This window comes from Pandoraea cepalis (assembly GCF_902459665.1).
Lineage (GTDB): Bacteria > Pseudomonadota > Gammaproteobacteria > Burkholderiales > Burkholderiaceae > Pandoraea > Pandoraea cepalis.
In genome coordinates this window covers 84,705-98,900 of sequence record NZ_CABPSL010000006.1, presented here as the reverse complement: position 1 = coordinate 98,900, position 14,196 = coordinate 84,705, and the positions used below count along the sequence as shown (strand labels likewise).

The 14,196-nt window shown below is 66.2% G+C and carries 16 protein-coding genes; all 16 read left to right on the top strand.

Features of this window, described 5'->3' with window-relative positions:
• Positions 1-125: 125 nt before the first annotated feature.
• The 16 genes from PCE31106_RS10135 to PCE31106_RS10060 all read left to right on the top strand — a co-directional run bounded on the left by PCE31106_RS10135 (position 126) and on the right by PCE31106_RS10060 (position 14,194).
• Positions 126-995 (top strand): ABC transporter ATP-binding protein, encoded by an 870-nt coding sequence (locus PCE31106_RS10135; protein WP_017235321.1) that lies wholly within the window; start codon positions 126-128, stop codon positions 993-995.
• Between the two features lie 39 nt (positions 996-1,034).
• On the top strand, positions 1,035-1,817 hold the full coding sequence (locus PCE31106_RS10130; RefSeq protein WP_150563175.1) for an ABC transporter permease: 783 nt from the start codon (positions 1,035-1,037) through the stop codon (positions 1,815-1,817).
• Between the two features lie 18 nt (positions 1,818-1,835).
• On the top strand, positions 1,836-2,627 hold the full coding sequence (locus tag PCE31106_RS10125) for an SDR family oxidoreductase (RefSeq protein WP_150563174.1): 792 nt from the start codon (positions 1,836-1,838) through the stop codon (positions 2,625-2,627).
• Between the two features lie 40 nt (positions 2,628-2,667).
• Positions 2,668-3,225: a cupin domain-containing protein gene (locus tag PCE31106_RS10120; RefSeq protein WP_017235324.1), complete on the top strand. Its 558-nt coding sequence runs from the start codon at positions 2,668-2,670 to the stop codon at positions 3,223-3,225.
• A 101-nt stretch (positions 3,226-3,326) separates the two neighbouring features.
• The gene (locus PCE31106_RS10115; protein WP_150563173.1) at positions 3,327-4,235 is read left to right on the top strand and encodes an alpha/beta fold hydrolase; all 909 of its coding nucleotides are present in this window, start codon (positions 3,327-3,329) and stop codon (positions 4,233-4,235) included.
• Positions 4,236-4,314: 79 nt separating this feature from the next.
• Positions 4,315-5,184, top strand: coding sequence for an IclR family transcriptional regulator (locus PCE31106_RS10110; protein ID WP_150563265.1), 870 nt, complete (start codon positions 4,315-4,317; stop codon positions 5,182-5,184).
• Positions 5,181-5,987: an SDR family oxidoreductase gene (locus PCE31106_RS10105; RefSeq protein WP_017235327.1), complete on the top strand. Its 807-nt coding sequence runs from the start codon at positions 5,181-5,183 to the stop codon at positions 5,985-5,987. Before PCE31106_RS10110 ends, PCE31106_RS10105 begins: the two co-directional genes overlap by 4 nt.
• Positions 5,980-7,632 (top strand): thiamine pyrophosphate-binding protein, encoded by a 1,653-nt coding sequence (locus tag PCE31106_RS10100; protein WP_017235328.1) that lies wholly within the window; start codon positions 5,980-5,982, stop codon positions 7,630-7,632. Before PCE31106_RS10105 ends, PCE31106_RS10100 begins: the two co-directional genes overlap by 8 nt.
• Positions 7,625-8,443 (top strand): aspartate dehydrogenase, encoded by an 819-nt coding sequence (locus PCE31106_RS10095; RefSeq protein ID WP_150563172.1) that lies wholly within the window; start codon positions 7,625-7,627, stop codon positions 8,441-8,443. The genes PCE31106_RS10100 and PCE31106_RS10095 overlap by 8 nt, the downstream gene beginning before the upstream one ends.
• A gap of 13 nt (positions 8,444-8,456) precedes the next feature.
• Positions 8,457-9,953 (top strand): aldehyde dehydrogenase, encoded by a 1,497-nt coding sequence (locus tag PCE31106_RS10090; protein WP_150563171.1) that lies wholly within the window; start codon positions 8,457-8,459, stop codon positions 9,951-9,953.
• 74 nt (positions 9,954-10,027) lie between these two features.
• Positions 10,028-11,038 carry an ABC transporter substrate-binding protein gene (locus PCE31106_RS10085; RefSeq protein ID WP_017235331.1) on the top strand — a complete coding sequence of 337 codons (1,011 nt, stop codon included), beginning with the start codon at positions 10,028-10,030 and terminating at the stop codon, positions 11,036-11,038.
• 13 nt (positions 11,039-11,051) lie between these two features.
• The gene (locus PCE31106_RS10080) at positions 11,052-11,405 is read left to right on the top strand and encodes a hypothetical protein (RefSeq protein ID WP_150563170.1); all 354 of its coding nucleotides are present in this window, start codon (positions 11,052-11,054) and stop codon (positions 11,403-11,405) included.
• Positions 11,405-11,623 carry a recombinase-like helix-turn-helix domain-containing protein gene (locus tag PCE31106_RS10075; RefSeq protein WP_017235333.1) on the top strand — a complete coding sequence of 73 codons (219 nt, stop codon included), beginning with the start codon at positions 11,405-11,407 and terminating at the stop codon, positions 11,621-11,623. Before PCE31106_RS10080 ends, PCE31106_RS10075 begins: the two co-directional genes overlap by 1 nt.
• Before the next feature lie 65 nt (positions 11,624-11,688).
• A complete protein-coding gene (locus PCE31106_RS10070; protein ID WP_017235334.1) occupies positions 11,689-12,720 on the top strand; it encodes a Rieske 2Fe-2S domain-containing protein in 1,032 nt (343 codons plus the stop codon).
• Between the two features lie 17 nt (positions 12,721-12,737).
• Positions 12,738-13,184: a RidA family protein gene (locus PCE31106_RS10065; RefSeq protein ID WP_150563169.1), complete on the top strand. Its 447-nt coding sequence runs from the start codon at positions 12,738-12,740 to the stop codon at positions 13,182-13,184.
• A 44-nt stretch (positions 13,185-13,228) separates the two neighbouring features.
• A complete protein-coding gene (locus tag PCE31106_RS10060; protein ID WP_150563168.1) occupies positions 13,229-14,194 on the top strand; it encodes a PDR/VanB family oxidoreductase in 966 nt (321 codons plus the stop codon).
• Positions 14,195-14,196 lie beyond the last annotated feature (2 nt).

Genomic DNA, 14,196 nt, shown 5'->3' with positions numbered 1-14,196 from the left:
AGTAAATCAACGTTTCACATATGAAACGTATCCCGCAAGGGAAGACAGGTGGCAAGCCATGCAGGCGAAACGACGCGGCAGGCTGCCCGAGGCAAGTTGAACATCCAGAAACACGGTGGTTTCCCATGCTCAGGTCGATTCAATTGAAGGACGCGAACGTAGCCGAGGCGAATGCCGAGGCACGTCAGGCGCAGCCGGCGGCGGCACCCCTGCCGTTCGCCATCGAATACCGCGGCGTCACGCGTCGGTTCAAAAATCGCCAGGGCAAGGGCGAGATGACGGCCGTCTCGGACGTCTCCATCGGCATCAAGGCCGGTGAGTTCGTCTCGCTGATCGGCCCGAGCGGCTGCGGCAAGAGCACGCTGCTCAACATGGGCGCCGGTCTCTACGCGCCGAGCGAAGGGCAGGTGACGCTCGCGGGCAAGCCGGTGCGCGGCCCGTCGCAGCAAGTCGCGTTCATGTTGCAGAAAGACCTGCTCATGCCGTGGCGCTCGATTCAGAAGAACGTCGAGCTGGGCATGCAGATCCGTGGGCGCAGCAAGGCCGAGCGGGCGGAAGTGGCCAAGGCGCTGCTCGCGCGTTGCCACCTGAAGGGTTTCGAGAATCACTATCCGCACCAGCTCTCGGGCGGCATGCGTCAGCGCGCCGCGCTGGCCCGCACGCTGGCCGTCGAGCCGGACGTGCTGCTCATGGACGAGCCGTTCTCGGCGCTCGATGCGCAGACCAAGATGGTGCTCCAGCAGGATCTCGCGCAGATGCTCGCCGACGAGGGCAAGACCGCGCTGATGATCACCCACGACCTCGCCGAAGCCATTGCGCTCTCGGATCGCGTGTTCGTGATGAGCGAGCGCCCGGGCACGATCATCGAGGAGATCACGATCGATCTGCCGCATCGCGACAACCCGATCGAGCGCCGCAAGCAGGCGGGCATGAACGAATACGTGGCCCATCTGATGGAACTGCTCAAGGTGGGTCGCGACGACCACCTTGGTTGATCCTCGTCCCCGACACTGCAAGACACTGGAATCCTCGCTATGAAATCCCTTTCCAAAACGCAACTGACCGTTGGCAGCTTCATGTTGCTGCTGATCTTCGCGGCCATCTGGCAATGGGGCCCGACGGCGTTCGGCGTACCCGAGTTCGTGCTGCCCAAGCTGTCGTCGACCGTGATCGAAGGCGCCCGCATGTTCCAGGTCGAGAACCTGTGGCTGCACATCGGCGTGACGGCCATCGAAGTGATCGCGGGCTTCGTGATCGGCTCGGCGCTGGGCGTGGTGATCGGCGTGGTCCTCGGTTTGTCGCCGTCGACCGAAGCCATGCTCTCGCCGTACATCCTCGCGCTGCAGATTGCGCCGAAGGTCGCGTTTGCGCCGCTGTTCGTCATGTGGATGGGCTACACGATCTACCCGAAGATTCTCGTGGCCGTGCTGATCGTCTTCTTCCCCGTGATGATCAATGTGCTCGGCGCCGTGCGCGCCGTCGACCCGGACATGGTCAACCTGGTGCGCGCCCTGTGCGGCCGCCGCTGGCAGATCTTCCGCTTCGTTGAATTCCCGTCGGCCATGCAGGCGCTCTTCGCGGGCTTGCGTATCGCGTCGACGCTGGCCGTGATCGGCGTGACCGTGGGTGAGCTGGTCGGTGGCGACCGTGGCCTGGGCTATCTGCTGGTGTATGGCGAAGGTCAGGGCAACACCGCGATGGTGTTCGTCTCCATCGCCGGGCTCACCGTCATCGGTATCGCGGCGTACGCCGCCGTGGTCTGGCTGGAACGCCGCGCGTTGCATTACGTGCCGCGTGCCGCCATGAACATCGCCTGAACGACGAGGAATTTCACCGTGAACGAACTGCCCATCCCCCCGCTCGACGCCAACACGCTGGCGCCGCTCGACGGCAAGAAGCTGCTGATCACCGGTGGCGCGCGTGGCCTTGGCGAAGGGTTCGTCCGTGCCGCCGTGACACGCGGCGCGCAAGTGACGATTGCCGATATCGCGTCGCAGGACGGCGAGGCCCTCGCGGCCGAACTGAGCGGTGCGGGACATGCCGTGTCGTTCGTGCGTGTCGACCTGTCCGATCCGGCCTCGGTGGACGCGGCCGCCAAGGGGGCTGCCGAGCGCATGGGCGGCATCGACGGGCTGGTCAACAACGGCGCGATCACCAACTCGGGCGGCAAGCTGGCCGCCGAGCTGAGCATCGAGACGTGGGACGCGGTCATGAACGTCAACGTGCGTGGCACCTGGCTCATGACGATGGCGGCGCTGCCGTTTCTGCGTGCATCGGGGCAGGGGCGCGTCGTGAACATCGCGTCGGATACCGCGCTGTGGGGCGCGCCGCGCCTGCTCGCTTACACCGCCAGCAAGGGCGCCGTCATGGCGATGACACGTTCGCTCGCCCGCGAACTCGGCCCGGACGGCATCACCGTCAACGCGATCGCGCCGGGACTCGTCGAGGTGGAAGCCACGGCCTACGTGCCTGCCGAGCGTCATCGTCATTACCTGGAGGGACGTGCGCTGCCGCGCGCCCAGGTGCCCGACGACGTGATCGGCCCCGTGCTGTTCCTGCTCTCCGATGGTTCCCGTTTCGTGACCGGGCAGGTGCTGCCGGTCAACGGCGGCTTCGTGATGCCCTGACGAGCCGTTCTTATTCGCAACGCCTTCAAGGAGTTAGACCATGGCGCAAGCCGACGCTAAAAACACCGCGACGCCACAGGCCGTCGAGAGCTGGACGCAGGCCGAAGGCCAGGCGTTCGGCGACTGGCTGGACACGCGCGTAGCCCGTTTCTCGACGCGCAAGTACGACTGGGACGCGCTGAAGTTCCAGGCCGACTACGACCCGAAGTACCGCCGCGCGCAAATGCGCTACGTCGGCACCGGCGGCACGGGCGTGGCCAAGGATGTCAACACGGTCCCTGCCGGTCACTTCACGTTCTCGACGATGGTAATCCCGGCCGGCAACATCGGCCCGAGCCACATCCATATGGATGTCGAAGAGATCTTCTTCGTGATGCGCGGCAAGATGAAGGTGATCTGCGAGCGCGATGGCGAAACCTGGGAAGCCATTCTCGGTGAGCGCGACCTGATCTCGGTGCCGCCTGGCGTGTATCGAACGGAAATCAACATTGGTGACGAAGACGCGCTCATGTGCGTGATGCTCGGCTCGCAAAAGCCGGTCACGCCGACGTACCCGCCGGATTCGCCGCTCGCGCAGATCAAGCGCGACCTGAAGTAAGCCTGCCGGGGGCCGTTGTCCCGGAAAGTCCGGTGAGGGGCTTGCCCGTCGCAAGCACCACACCGGCAGGAATTCACAAAGCAAGACATTCAGTCCAAGCCATGCAAGCCGAAGCCTTTCAGTCCGAAGTACCCGAAGATGCCGCCGTCGCGCCGCTATGCGCGCGTCTGGACGCCTTCCCGTACCGCACCGTCGCCACGCGCGCGGGCACCGTGGGCTATCGCAGCGCTGGAACGCAAGCCGAAGGTGCCATGCCGGTCGTGATGCTGCACGGCATCGGGTCCGGTGCGGCGTCATGGCTCGCGCAATTCGAAGCCACGAACCTGCATGCCGCGCTTTACGCATGGGACGCGCCGGGTTACGGGCAGACGACGAATGTCGCCGACGCCGAGCCGCACGCCGACGCCTATGCCGATGCGCTCGCGGCGTGGCTCGATGCGCTGGGGCTGACACGCGTCGCGCTCGTCGGTCATTCGCTGGGCGCGATCATGGCAACCCAGTTCGCGAGCCGTGCGCCGCAGCGCGTGAGCGGGCTCTTTCTCTGCTCGCCGGCCGGCGGTTACGGCAAGGCCGATGCGCAGGTGCGTCTGAGCAAGCGCGACGGTCGTCTGGCGATGCTCGACAAGCTCGGCCCGACCGGCATGGCGCGCGAGCGCAGCGACAACCTCGTCGCCCCGAACGCGGCGGCCCTGCCGCGCGCGTGGGTGAAATGGAACATGGCACGCGTGCTGCCCGCGGGCTATCGTCAGGCAACGCATCTGCTCTCGAATGGCGACGCCGCCGGCGCGCTGGCGCAATACGTGGCGGCGAATGCGGGCCCGGTCGCGGTGGCGGTCGGCGCACAGGATGCCGTGACGCCCCCGGCGGCTTGCCAAGCGATCGCCGAGGCGGCCGGTGTGCCGCTGCAAATCATCGAAGGCGCTGGGCACGCGTCATATATCGAAACGCCAGACGTTCTGAATGCCGCGCTCGCCGCGTGGCTCGAACGTATCGAGGCAGGAGAACGTTGAGATGGCATCCGTAACGCCCAAGCGCATGACGGCAATGGCCGGGGCGCTCACCGAAGACGACACGCTGCGCGAGTCCGCGATGCAAGGCGAGGGCGAGAGCGACGATCTCGTCGACGGCGCGGCCACCGAGACGCGCTACCTGGTGCCGGGCCTTGAGCGCGGCCTGCGCATCCTCACGCAATTCTCGCCGCGCGAGCCCGTGTTCAGCGCACCGGAGCTCTCGCAGCGACTGGGGATTCCGCGCACCACGGTCTTCCGCTTGTTGCAAACGCTCGAAGCGATGGGTTTCCTGGAGCGTGCGGGCGGTGAAAAGAATTTCCGTCTGGGTGTGGCCGTGCTGCGTCTGGGCTTCGAATACCTCAGCTCGCTGGAGCTGACCGATCTGGGCATCCCGATCATCGAGCGGCTGCGCGACGCCACGCAGCTCACGTCGCACATCGTGATCCGCGACGGGCGCGACATCGTGTTCGTGGCGAAGGCGCAGAGCGTGGCGAGCGTGTTCAACTCGATCAAGGTCAACGTCGGCACGCGCCTGCCGGCGCATGCGACCGTACACGGCCATGTGCTGATGGGCGACCTGACGCTGGCCGAGCTTCGCGCGCTGTACCCCGAAAAGACGCTCGAAAAATACACGCCGCAGACACCCGAAACGATCACCGAGCTGTTCGAGCGCGTGCGCGAAGACGCCGAGCGCGGCTACGCCGTGTCGGCCTCGTCGTTCGAGCGCGGCATCAGCGTGGTGAGCGCGCCGGTGCGCAACGACGCGGGACGCATCTGCGCCGCGATCACCGTCACCATTCCGCGCGCCACGCTCGACGCTTCGGTGCTCGACGCGGGGCTGATCGCACAGGTGCGCGAGGCGGCCGACGCGCTGTCGCACCGCCTGAACTACCGGCCGGGCAGCGACGACCGGGCCACCCCCTACATGAAGTCACTGGGATTGAAATGATCAAGATCGACCTCACCCAACGCGCGGCGCTGGTCACAGGCGGCTCGTCCGGCATCGGCCTCGCCACGGCCGAACGCCTGCTCGACGCCGGTGCCGCTGTCGCGATCTGCGGCCGCAACCCCGAGCGCTTGGCGCAAGCCGAAGCCCGTCTGCGCGAGCGTCATGCCGAGGCGCGCGTGATTGCCGCACAGTGCGACGTGCTCGATGCCAACGATGTCGCCGCGCTGGCCGAGCGCATTCGTGGCGAGTTCGGGCGTCTCGACATGCTGGTCAACAACGCGGGCCAGGGCCGCGTGTCGACGTTTGCCGACACGACCGACGACGCCTGGCGCGAAGAGTTGGAGCTGAAGTATTTCAGCGTCATTCGCACCACGCGCGCCTGCCTGCCGATGCTGCGCGAAGCCGCCCGCGAGACCGGGGACGCCGCCATCGTCTGCGTCAACTCGCTGCTCGCGCTCCAACCGGAGCCGCACATGGTGGCGACGTCGTCGGCGCGCGCGGGGATCCAGAGCCTGGTGCGTTCGATGGCGAGCGAATTCGCGCCCGACGGCGTGCGCGTCAACAGCATTCTGATCGGACTGGTGGAGTCGGGCCAGTGGCGCCGTCGCTTTGCCGCGCAAGGCGAAGGCAAGACCTGGGAGGAATGGACCGGCGAGTTGGCCCGCAAGAAGCAAATTCAGTTGCAACGTCTGGGCAGGCCTGAAGAGGCGGCCGCAGCGATCTTTTTCCTGGCAAGCCCGCAGTCGTCCTATACGACGGGCAGCCACATCGATGTTTCCGGAGGCTTGGCAAGACATGTCTAACACAACCACCGTCGGCGAAGTCATCGCGGCGTTTCTCGAGCAGTGCGGTGTGAAGACCGCATTCGGCGTGATCTCGATTCACAACATGCCAATCCTCGACGCCATCGCGCGTCGCGAAAAGATCCGTTACGTCGGCGCGCGCGGCGAAGCCGGTGCGCTGAACATGGCCGATGGCCTTGCCCGTGTTTCGGGTGGTCTCGGCGTGGCCTTCACGAGCACGGGCACCGCCGCGGGCAATGCGGCCGGCGCCATGGTCGAAGCCCTCACCGCCGGCACGCCGGTGCTGCACATTACCGGCCAGATCGAAACCGAGTTCCTCGATCGCGATCTCGCGTATATCCACGAAGCGCCCGATCAGCTCAGCATGCTGCACGCGATCTCGAAGGCCGCCTATCGTGTGCGTTGCGTCGACACCGCGCTCTCGACCGTGCGCGAAGCCGTGCGCGCCGCGCTCACGGCGCCGGCCGGCCCGGTGAGCGTCGAGATTCCCATCGACATCCAGGCGGCGGAAATTGAATGGCCCGCGGATCTGGCCGCGCCGCACATCACGGTGCCGACGCACGACGACGCCCGCGTGGCCGAACTCGCCGACAAGCTGGCCGCCGCGCATCGTCCGATGCTGTGGCTGGGCGGTGGGGCGCGCGGGGCGGAAGCCGCCGTCAAGCGTCTGGTCGACATGGGCTTCGGCGTGGTCACCAGTGTGCAGGGTCGCGGCATCGTGCCGGAAGATCATGCCGCCACGCTCGGTGCGTTCAACATCCACCCGACGGTCGAGACGTTCTACAAGTCGTGCGACGCCGTGCTCGTGGTCGGCTCGCGTCTGCGTGGCAACGAAACGCTGAAGTACAAGCTCGCGCTGCCGCGCCCGCTCTATCGCGTCGACGCCGATGGCCTGGCGGACGGCCGTGGCTACCGCAACGACCTGTTCATCCAGGGCGACGCCGCACGCGTGCTGAACGCGCTGGCTGACCGTCTGCAAGGGCGCCTGTCGATCGATCCGGCGTTCCACGCCGATCTTGCGGCCGCTCGCGAGGTGGCCGTCAAGCAGGTCGCGGAAGGTCTCGGCCCGTACCGTCAACTCGTCTCCGCACTGCAAAGTGCGCTGGGCCGCGACTTCAACTGGGTGCGCGACGTCACGATCTCGAACAGCACGTGGGGCAACCGTCTGCTGAAGCTCTTCTCGCCGCGCGCCGGTGTGCACGCGCTGGGGGGCGGGATCGGTCAGGGCATGCAGATGGGTATCGGCGCGGCGCTCGCGGGCAACGCGAAGAAGACCGTGGCGCTGTGCGGCGACGGCGGCCTGATGGTCAACGTGGGCGAACTCGCCACCGCCGTGCAGGAAAAGGCGCCGGTCGTGATCCTGCTGATGAACGATCAGTGCTACGGCGTGATCCGCAACATTCAGGATGCGCAGTACGGCGGTCGCCGTCACTACGTGCAACTGCACCAACCGGACTTCGCCGCCTTCTGCGCGAGCCTGCAGCTCAAGCACGAGCGCATCACGGCCATCGATCAGGCGGAGGCGGCGGTCGCACGCGCCGTGGCGCACGACGGCCCGGTGCTGCTCGAAGTGGACATGCTGTCGGTCGGCAGCTTCGCTTCGCACTTTGCCGGTCCGCCGGTCCGGGAGCCTGCGAATGCATGAATTGAACCACCGTCCCGTTGACGTCGCGCTGATCGGCTTCGGCGCGATCGGCTCGAAGGTCTATGAGGCGTGCGCGAGCGATCCGTATCTGCGCGTGGGCCACGTGATCGTGCCGGAAGACGCCGCCGCCCGCGTGCGCGAGAGCGTGCGCGCCGACACCGAAGTGGTGTGTTCGGCGCAGGCGCTCTCCCGCCGCCCGGACTTCGTGCTCGAGTGCGCGGGTCACAGCGCGCTGTCGGGGCACGTGGTGCCGCTGCTCAAGTCGGGGGTGGATTGCGCGGTGGCATCGATCGGTGCGCTGTCCGATACCGATCTGCTCGCTGCACTGGAACAAGCCGCCAAGGACGGCGCGTCGACGGTTACGTTGCTCTCGGGTGCCATCGGCGGTATCGATGCGATTTCCGCGGCGCGCGAAGGCGGTCTGGACGAAGTGCTGTACACCGGTCGCAAGCCGCCGACGGGCTGGCTCGGCACGCCGGCCGAGCAGGTCTGCGATCTGGCAACGCTTACCACCGCGACCGTGATCTTCGAGGGCAGCGCCCGCGACGCGGCGCGTCTGTATCCGAAGAATGCGAACGTGGCGGCGACCGTGGCCATCGCCGGTCTGGGGCTCGACGCGACGCGCGTGCGCCTGATCGCTGACCCGACGAGCACACGCAACGTGCATCACATCATCGCCCGCGGGGCGTTCGGCGAGATGTCGCTGGAGATGTGCGGCAAGCCGCTGCCGGACAACCCCAAGACGTCGGCACTGACCGCGTATTCGGCCATTCGCGCGCTACGCAATCGCGTTGCGAACTGTGTGATTTAGCAGGAAGAGCATCATGAGCCATCAAGATTTGCTGCAAGGGTTTTCGAGCGACATTCTGGTCGGCGGCGAATGGCGCGCCGGCACCGGCAAGCGCTATCAGAGCCTGTATCCGGCCGACGAGAGCGTGAATGCCGAGATCGCGGCGGCGGGCGCCGAAGATGCGATCGACGCCGTCGAGGCGGCCGATGCGGCCTGGCGTCGCGCGGACTGGGCGGGCTTGAAGCCGCATCAACGCGCCGCCGTGCTGCATCGCGTGGCCGACGGCATCACGCAACGCGCCGAAGCGCTGGCCCATCTGCAGCGGCGCGACAACGGCAAGCCGATCAGCGAGACGCGCGCGCTCGTCGCGAGCGCATCGAGCACGTTCCGCTACTTCGCCTCGTGCCTCGAGACGCTGGAGGAAACGCTGACGCCGTCGCGCGGTGATTACCTGACGATGAGCGTGCACGAGCCGCTTGGCGTCGTTGCCGCCATCACGCCGTGGAATTCGCCGATTGCCTCGGACGCGCAGAAGCTGGCCCCGGCGCTTGCCGCCGGTAACGCCGTGGTGCTCAAGCCGGCGGAAGTCACGCCGCTCGCCTCGCTCGAACTGGGCCGCATCTGCGAAGCGGCCGGTGTGCCGCGCGGCGTGCTCTCGGTGTTGCCGGGCAAGGGCTCGGTCATCGGCGACATCCTGGTGCGCCATCCCAAGGTCAAGAAAGTCGCCTTCACCGGCGGTACCGAAGTCGGTCGTGGCATTGCGCGGCTGGCGGCGGAAAAGCTCATGCCGGTCTCGCTCGAACTCGGCGGCAAGTCGCCGACCGTCGTGTTCGAAGACGCCGACATCGATCATGCGGTGGCCGGTGTGCTCTACGGCATCTTCAGTTCGTCGGGCGAATCGTGCATCGCGGGCTCGCGTCTTTTCGTGCACAAGGCCATCTTCGACACCTTCGTCGAGCGGCTGGTGGCCGGCGCGAAGCAACTTCGCGTGGGCGATCCGCTGCGCGAAGACACGCAGATGGGGCCGCTGGTGACGTCATCGCATCGCGAGTCGATCGAGCGCTATGTCGCCATCGGGCTGGAAGAGGGCGGCCGCCTGTTGTGCGGCGGCGAGCGTCCGGCGGGCGATGGCCGCGAGAAGGGCTACTTCTATCAGCCGACCATTATCGCGGGCCTGACGAACCAGGCACGCATGGTGCAGGAAGAAATCTTCGGCCCGGTGCTGGCGGTCTTGCCATTCGAGAACGAAGACGACCTGCTGGCCGAGGCCAACGACAGCGTCTACGGTCTCGCGGCCGGGATCTGGACACGCGACTTCAAGCGCGCCTGGCGCATCGGGCGTGCGCTCGAGACCGGCACAGTCTGGATCAACACCTACAAGCAGTTTTCGATCTCGACGCCGTTCGGCGGCTGGAAAGAGAGTGGCATGGGGCGTGAGAAGGGGCGTCTGGGGTTGCTGGAGTACACGAACCAGAAGAGTCTCTATTGGGGCATCAACGACAGCCCGCTCGCGTGGGCGGGCAAGGTCTGAACGTCAGTCAGTGGCAGAACACGCCGCAATGCACAGGGTATTGCGGTCATCCGATACTTGAGCGAGGCAGAGATATGTTGTCGATTTTCCGTGGATCGTTGGCGCGCCGCGCGCGTCGTGCTGTTGGCCTGTGCGCCGTGGCGGGACTCACGAGCCTGGCGGCGCCGGTGATGGCGCAGCCGGCTACCCAGCAGATTACCTATCTGCTCCCGGCGCCGGCCAACCTGCCGGCCTTCGCGCCGCTGATGCTGGCCGAGAAGAAGGGCTACTACGCGGCGGAAGGGTTGTCGGTGCGCTGGCTGACCGTGCAAGGCGGTGCCGACGTCGGCAAGCAGCTCGCCTCCGGGAATGGCGATCTGGGCGGCGGCCTGGGCGACACCCCGATCGTGCTGCGTCCGAACGGCATTCCCATCAAGGGCGTGGCGCTGCTGGGCGGGCGCACGCTGCACCAGTTGGTCGTGCGCAACGATGCGAACATCAAATCGCCGGCCGACCTGAAGGGCAAGACGATCACGGTGTTGTCGTATCAAGACACCGGCTTCTATGCGACGCTGGGTCTGCTCGCCTCCGCGGGTCTCACGCGGACCGACGCGCGCATCCAGGGCGCTGGCCCGGCGGGCGTGTGGCAGCAGGTCGCCACGGGCAAGGCCGACGCGATGGTGGGCACGCCGGAGTGGGCGCAGAATATTGAAGATGCCGGCGTGAAGGTCACGATGACCTCGACCGACAAGTACTTCCCGGGCATGGCGCAAGCGGTTCTGGCGTCGGACAAGACCATTGCCGAGAAGCCGGAGATGGTCCGCAAGTTCGTTCGTGCCACGATCAAGTCGGTGGCCGAGATCATGCGCGACCCGGCGGCCGCGGCCAAGGAATACTGCGCGACCGTGCCCGGCTACAAGGGCAAGGAAGCCGAGATCGAGAAGATCCTGACGTATTACGCCCGCAACGTGTATCCGGGCCAGGAGCGTCTCGGTGCGTTCGATCCGGCGCGTGTGACGAAGCTGCAGGATTTCTATATGCAGGAGAAGATCATTCGCGAAAAGTCGAACCTGGCCGACCTGTTCACCAACCAGTTCGTGCAATAACGCGAGACGACACATGAACGAAGATGCCCCGGGCGCCGCTGCGGCCACTCAGCCCGACACGATGTTGCTGACGGTGTTCCTGCGTCACGATCAGTCGAACAATCTCGACGATTTTCAGGAGCGCCTGAAGGCAGCCGAATGGTGGGAGCGTTTCCCGCCGGCCGGTGTGAGGGTGGTGTCGTGGACGGTGGCGATGGGCTTTGGCCAGATCGTCACGCTCGAACTGCCACCGCACCTGCTGCCTGCGGTCAACGTCGAGCTGGAGCGCTCGGCCTGGGGTGTGTTTCGCACCGAATGCTATCCGACTTACGATTTTGTACCCGTGCACGCGCGCATTCGCGAACGGGTTCGCCATGGAGGGAAATGATGGACCGCTATCTCGAACCGCACCAAGCGCGTCGCCATGAGCCGACGCAATACGAAAGCCTGCTGGGCGACGCCATCGAGCGCGCCTATGCCGCCGGCACACACGATCTGGCTGGGCTGGTGGCCTATCTGAATCGCACGGGCCCCGGCCCGCAAGCGGGCGACGTGTGGACCGAAGCGGTGTACACCGCGCAGATCGCCCGAATGGCCGAAGAGTAACAACATCACAGAGTTCGATCGCTGCGCGCCGCGGGTGCGTAGCGATCGCGATGGAGACGTCCCCCATGACTACGCAACAGCCTATCCTCACTGCCGACGCGATCCTCGAGCGCGGCCTGAAGAACCTCTGGTATCCGATTTGCCCGTCGCACATGGTTGGCCGCGAGCCGGTCTCGCTGCGCCGCCTGGGCAAGAAGCTGGTGTTCTGGCGCGACCAGGACAACCAGGTGCATGCCCTCGATGATCATTGCCCGCACCGTGGTGCCCCGCTGTCCAAGGGCATCGTGATGGGCGATCGCATCGCCTGCGGCTATCACGGCGTGCAAGTGCGCTGCGACGGCACCGTGATGCGTGTGCCGGGCAGCCCGGGCTGCAAGCTCGAAGGTTCGCGTCCGACGCAGGCGTACCACATTGTCGAGCGCAACGACGCGATCTGGCTGTACAACGCCACAGAGAACATCGACACGCCGCCGCCGCTCGTGTTGCCCGAGGAACTCGATGCCGACGGCGAGTACTCGTCGTTCCTGTGCTACACCGAGTGGAAGGGCGACTACCGGTACGTGCTCGACAACGTGATGGATCCGATGCACGGCACGTATCTGCACAAGCAGTCGCACTCGATGGCCGAGGGTGACAACACGGCGGCCTTCCGCATTCGCGACACCGACCGTGGCTTTGTCTTCGAGAAGGAAGGCCAGCGTGACGTGAACTTCGACTGGACCGAGTGGGCCGATACCGGCACGCACTGGATGCGTCTGGAGATTCCGTACCCGAAGACGGGCGGCCCCGGCGGCAACTTCGTGATCGTGGGCAGCTACACGCCGGTCTCCCCGACGCTGGCCGCCGTGTTCCACTGGCGCTGCCGCAAGCTCGACGGCTGGCAACGCGATACGTGGCGCTTCCTGTATCGCAACCGTCTAGAAGCGCGCCACTGGGCGGTGCTCGAACAGGATCGCGTCATGCTCGAAGACATGGAGCCGGATGCCAACCAGAGCGAGCATCTGTATCAACATGACATGGGTATCGTGCGTCTGCGTCGCCATCTGAAGAACCTGGCGAAGGCGGAACTCGAGCGCATTGCGCAGGGCAAGGCGTAAGCCGCGCGAGACGCTTCATGCCCATCGACCCACCTCTCAAGGCCGAGCGGATCCGTGCCCAGGCCGTGCCCGATCTGGGCGCGGCGACCTGGAGCAACGGCATTCGCGTCGGCAACGACATCGTGCTCTCGGGCATGACCGCGCACCCAGCCACGCGCGCCGCCGTCGAGCCGCTCACGACTTACGAGCAGACGCGGGTGGTGCTGGGCAAGATCCGCGCGCTGGTCGAGGCGGGTGGCGGGCGTCTGGCCAACATCTACAAGCTCGTGGTGTACGTGACCGACATTGCCGACAAGGACGAGGTCGGCCGGGCCCGGCGAGAGTTTTTTGCGGACGTGGCGGCGAACGGCGGGGCGTATCCGTGTTCGACGCTCGTGGAAGTGAGCGGCCTGGTGTTTCCGGAGCTGCGCGTGGAGATCGAGGCGTTCGCGCGTCTCGACATCGATTTGTCCGCCGCGGGCTGAGCCGGCGGACGTCAAGAGTATCAGCAACATCTGAGAGCGGCGTTATGAGCAAGTCAACTCTGTCGGCCATGGTGCGCACGCTTCGCTTCGAAGCGGCGGGCATCATGAGCATCGAACTCGTGCCGGTGGCGGGCAGCGGCACCCCGTTTCCCGACTTCACGCCGGGCGCGCACATCGATCTGCATCTGCCGAGCGGGCTGGTGCGCAGCTATTCGCTCGTCAATGCGCCGGGCGAGCCGAACCGCTACGTGCTCGGCATTCTTGCAGATCCGAAGAGCCGCGGCGGCTCGCGCTTCATCCACGACAATTTCCGCGTGGGGATGACGCTGGAGATTTCCGCGCCGCGCAATCACTTCGAACTTGACGACGCCGCCGAGCACACGGTGCTCGTCGCCGGCGGGATCGGCGTGACGCCGATTCTCTGCATGTATCGACGCCTGCGTGCGCTCGGTCGCCACGTCAAGCTGATGTATTGCGCGCGCACGGCGCCGCAAGCCGCTTTCGTCGACGAGCTGAACGCGCTGGGCGGCGACATTACCTATCACTTCGACGACCAGCACGGCGGCAAGCCGGCGTCGCTCACGGCGTTTCTGTCCGGGCAGCCGGCGGGCACGCACGCATACTGCTGCGGACCCGGCGTGATGCTCGACGCCTTTGAAGCGGCGTGCGCCGAGGCTGGCATCGCCAACGTGCACATCGAGCGCTTCGCTGCGGCGCCGGATGCGCCGCCGCCCGCGACGTCCGAGGGCTATGTCGTGAAGCTCGCGAAGTCCGGCAAGGAGCTGAGCGTGCCGGCCGGGGCGACGCTGCTCGAGACGTTGCTCGCCGCGGGTATCGACGCGGAGCATAGCTGCATGGAAGGTGTTTGCGGCGCTTGCGAGACACGTGTGCTCGAAGGCTGTCCCGATCACCGTGATTCGGTGCTGAGCGCGGCTGAGCGCGCCGGGAACAAGGTCATGATGATTTGCGTGTCCGGTTGCAAGGGCGACCGTCTGACGCTGGATCTGTGACC

Excerpts from the sequence above, each read along its gene's own strand:
- PCE31106_RS10135 (WP_017235321.1), top strand. The coding sequence starts at position 126 with ATGCTCAGGTCGATTCAATTGAAGGACGCGAACGTAGCCGAGGCGAAT.
- PCE31106_RS10130 (WP_150563175.1), top strand. The coding sequence starts at position 1,035 with ATGAAATCCCTTTCCAAAACGCAACTGACCGTTGGCAGCTTCATGTTG.
- PCE31106_RS10120 (WP_017235324.1), top strand. The coding sequence starts at position 2,668 with ATGGCGCAAGCCGACGCTAAAAACACCGCGACGCCACAGGCCGTCGAG.
- PCE31106_RS10115 (WP_150563173.1), top strand. The coding sequence starts at position 3,327 with ATGCAAGCCGAAGCCTTTCAGTCCGAAGTACCCGAAGATGCCGCCGTC.
- PCE31106_RS10110 (WP_150563265.1), top strand. The coding sequence starts at position 4,315 with ATGCAAGGCGAGGGCGAGAGCGACGATCTCGTCGACGGCGCGGCCACC.
- PCE31106_RS10105 (WP_017235327.1), top strand. The coding sequence starts at position 5,181 with ATGATCAAGATCGACCTCACCCAACGCGCGGCGCTGGTCACAGGCGGC.
- PCE31106_RS10100 (WP_017235328.1), top strand. The coding sequence starts at position 5,980 with ATGTCTAACACAACCACCGTCGGCGAAGTCATCGCGGCGTTTCTCGAG.
- PCE31106_RS10095 (WP_150563172.1), top strand. The coding sequence starts at position 7,625 with ATGCATGAATTGAACCACCGTCCCGTTGACGTCGCGCTGATCGGCTTC.
- PCE31106_RS10090 (WP_150563171.1), top strand. The coding sequence starts at position 8,457 with ATGAGCCATCAAGATTTGCTGCAAGGGTTTTCGAGCGACATTCTGGTC.
- PCE31106_RS10085 (WP_017235331.1), top strand. The coding sequence starts at position 10,028 with ATGTTGTCGATTTTCCGTGGATCGTTGGCGCGCCGCGCGCGTCGTGCT.
- PCE31106_RS10080 (WP_150563170.1), top strand. The coding sequence starts at position 11,052 with ATGAACGAAGATGCCCCGGGCGCCGCTGCGGCCACTCAGCCCGACACG.
- PCE31106_RS10075 (WP_017235333.1), top strand. The coding sequence starts at position 11,405 with ATGGACCGCTATCTCGAACCGCACCAAGCGCGTCGCCATGAGCCGACG.
- PCE31106_RS10070 (WP_017235334.1), top strand. The coding sequence starts at position 11,689 with ATGACTACGCAACAGCCTATCCTCACTGCCGACGCGATCCTCGAGCGC.
- PCE31106_RS10065 (WP_150563169.1), top strand. The coding sequence starts at position 12,738 with ATGCCCATCGACCCACCTCTCAAGGCCGAGCGGATCCGTGCCCAGGCC.
- PCE31106_RS10060 (WP_150563168.1), top strand. The coding sequence starts at position 13,229 with ATGAGCAAGTCAACTCTGTCGGCCATGGTGCGCACGCTTCGCTTCGAA.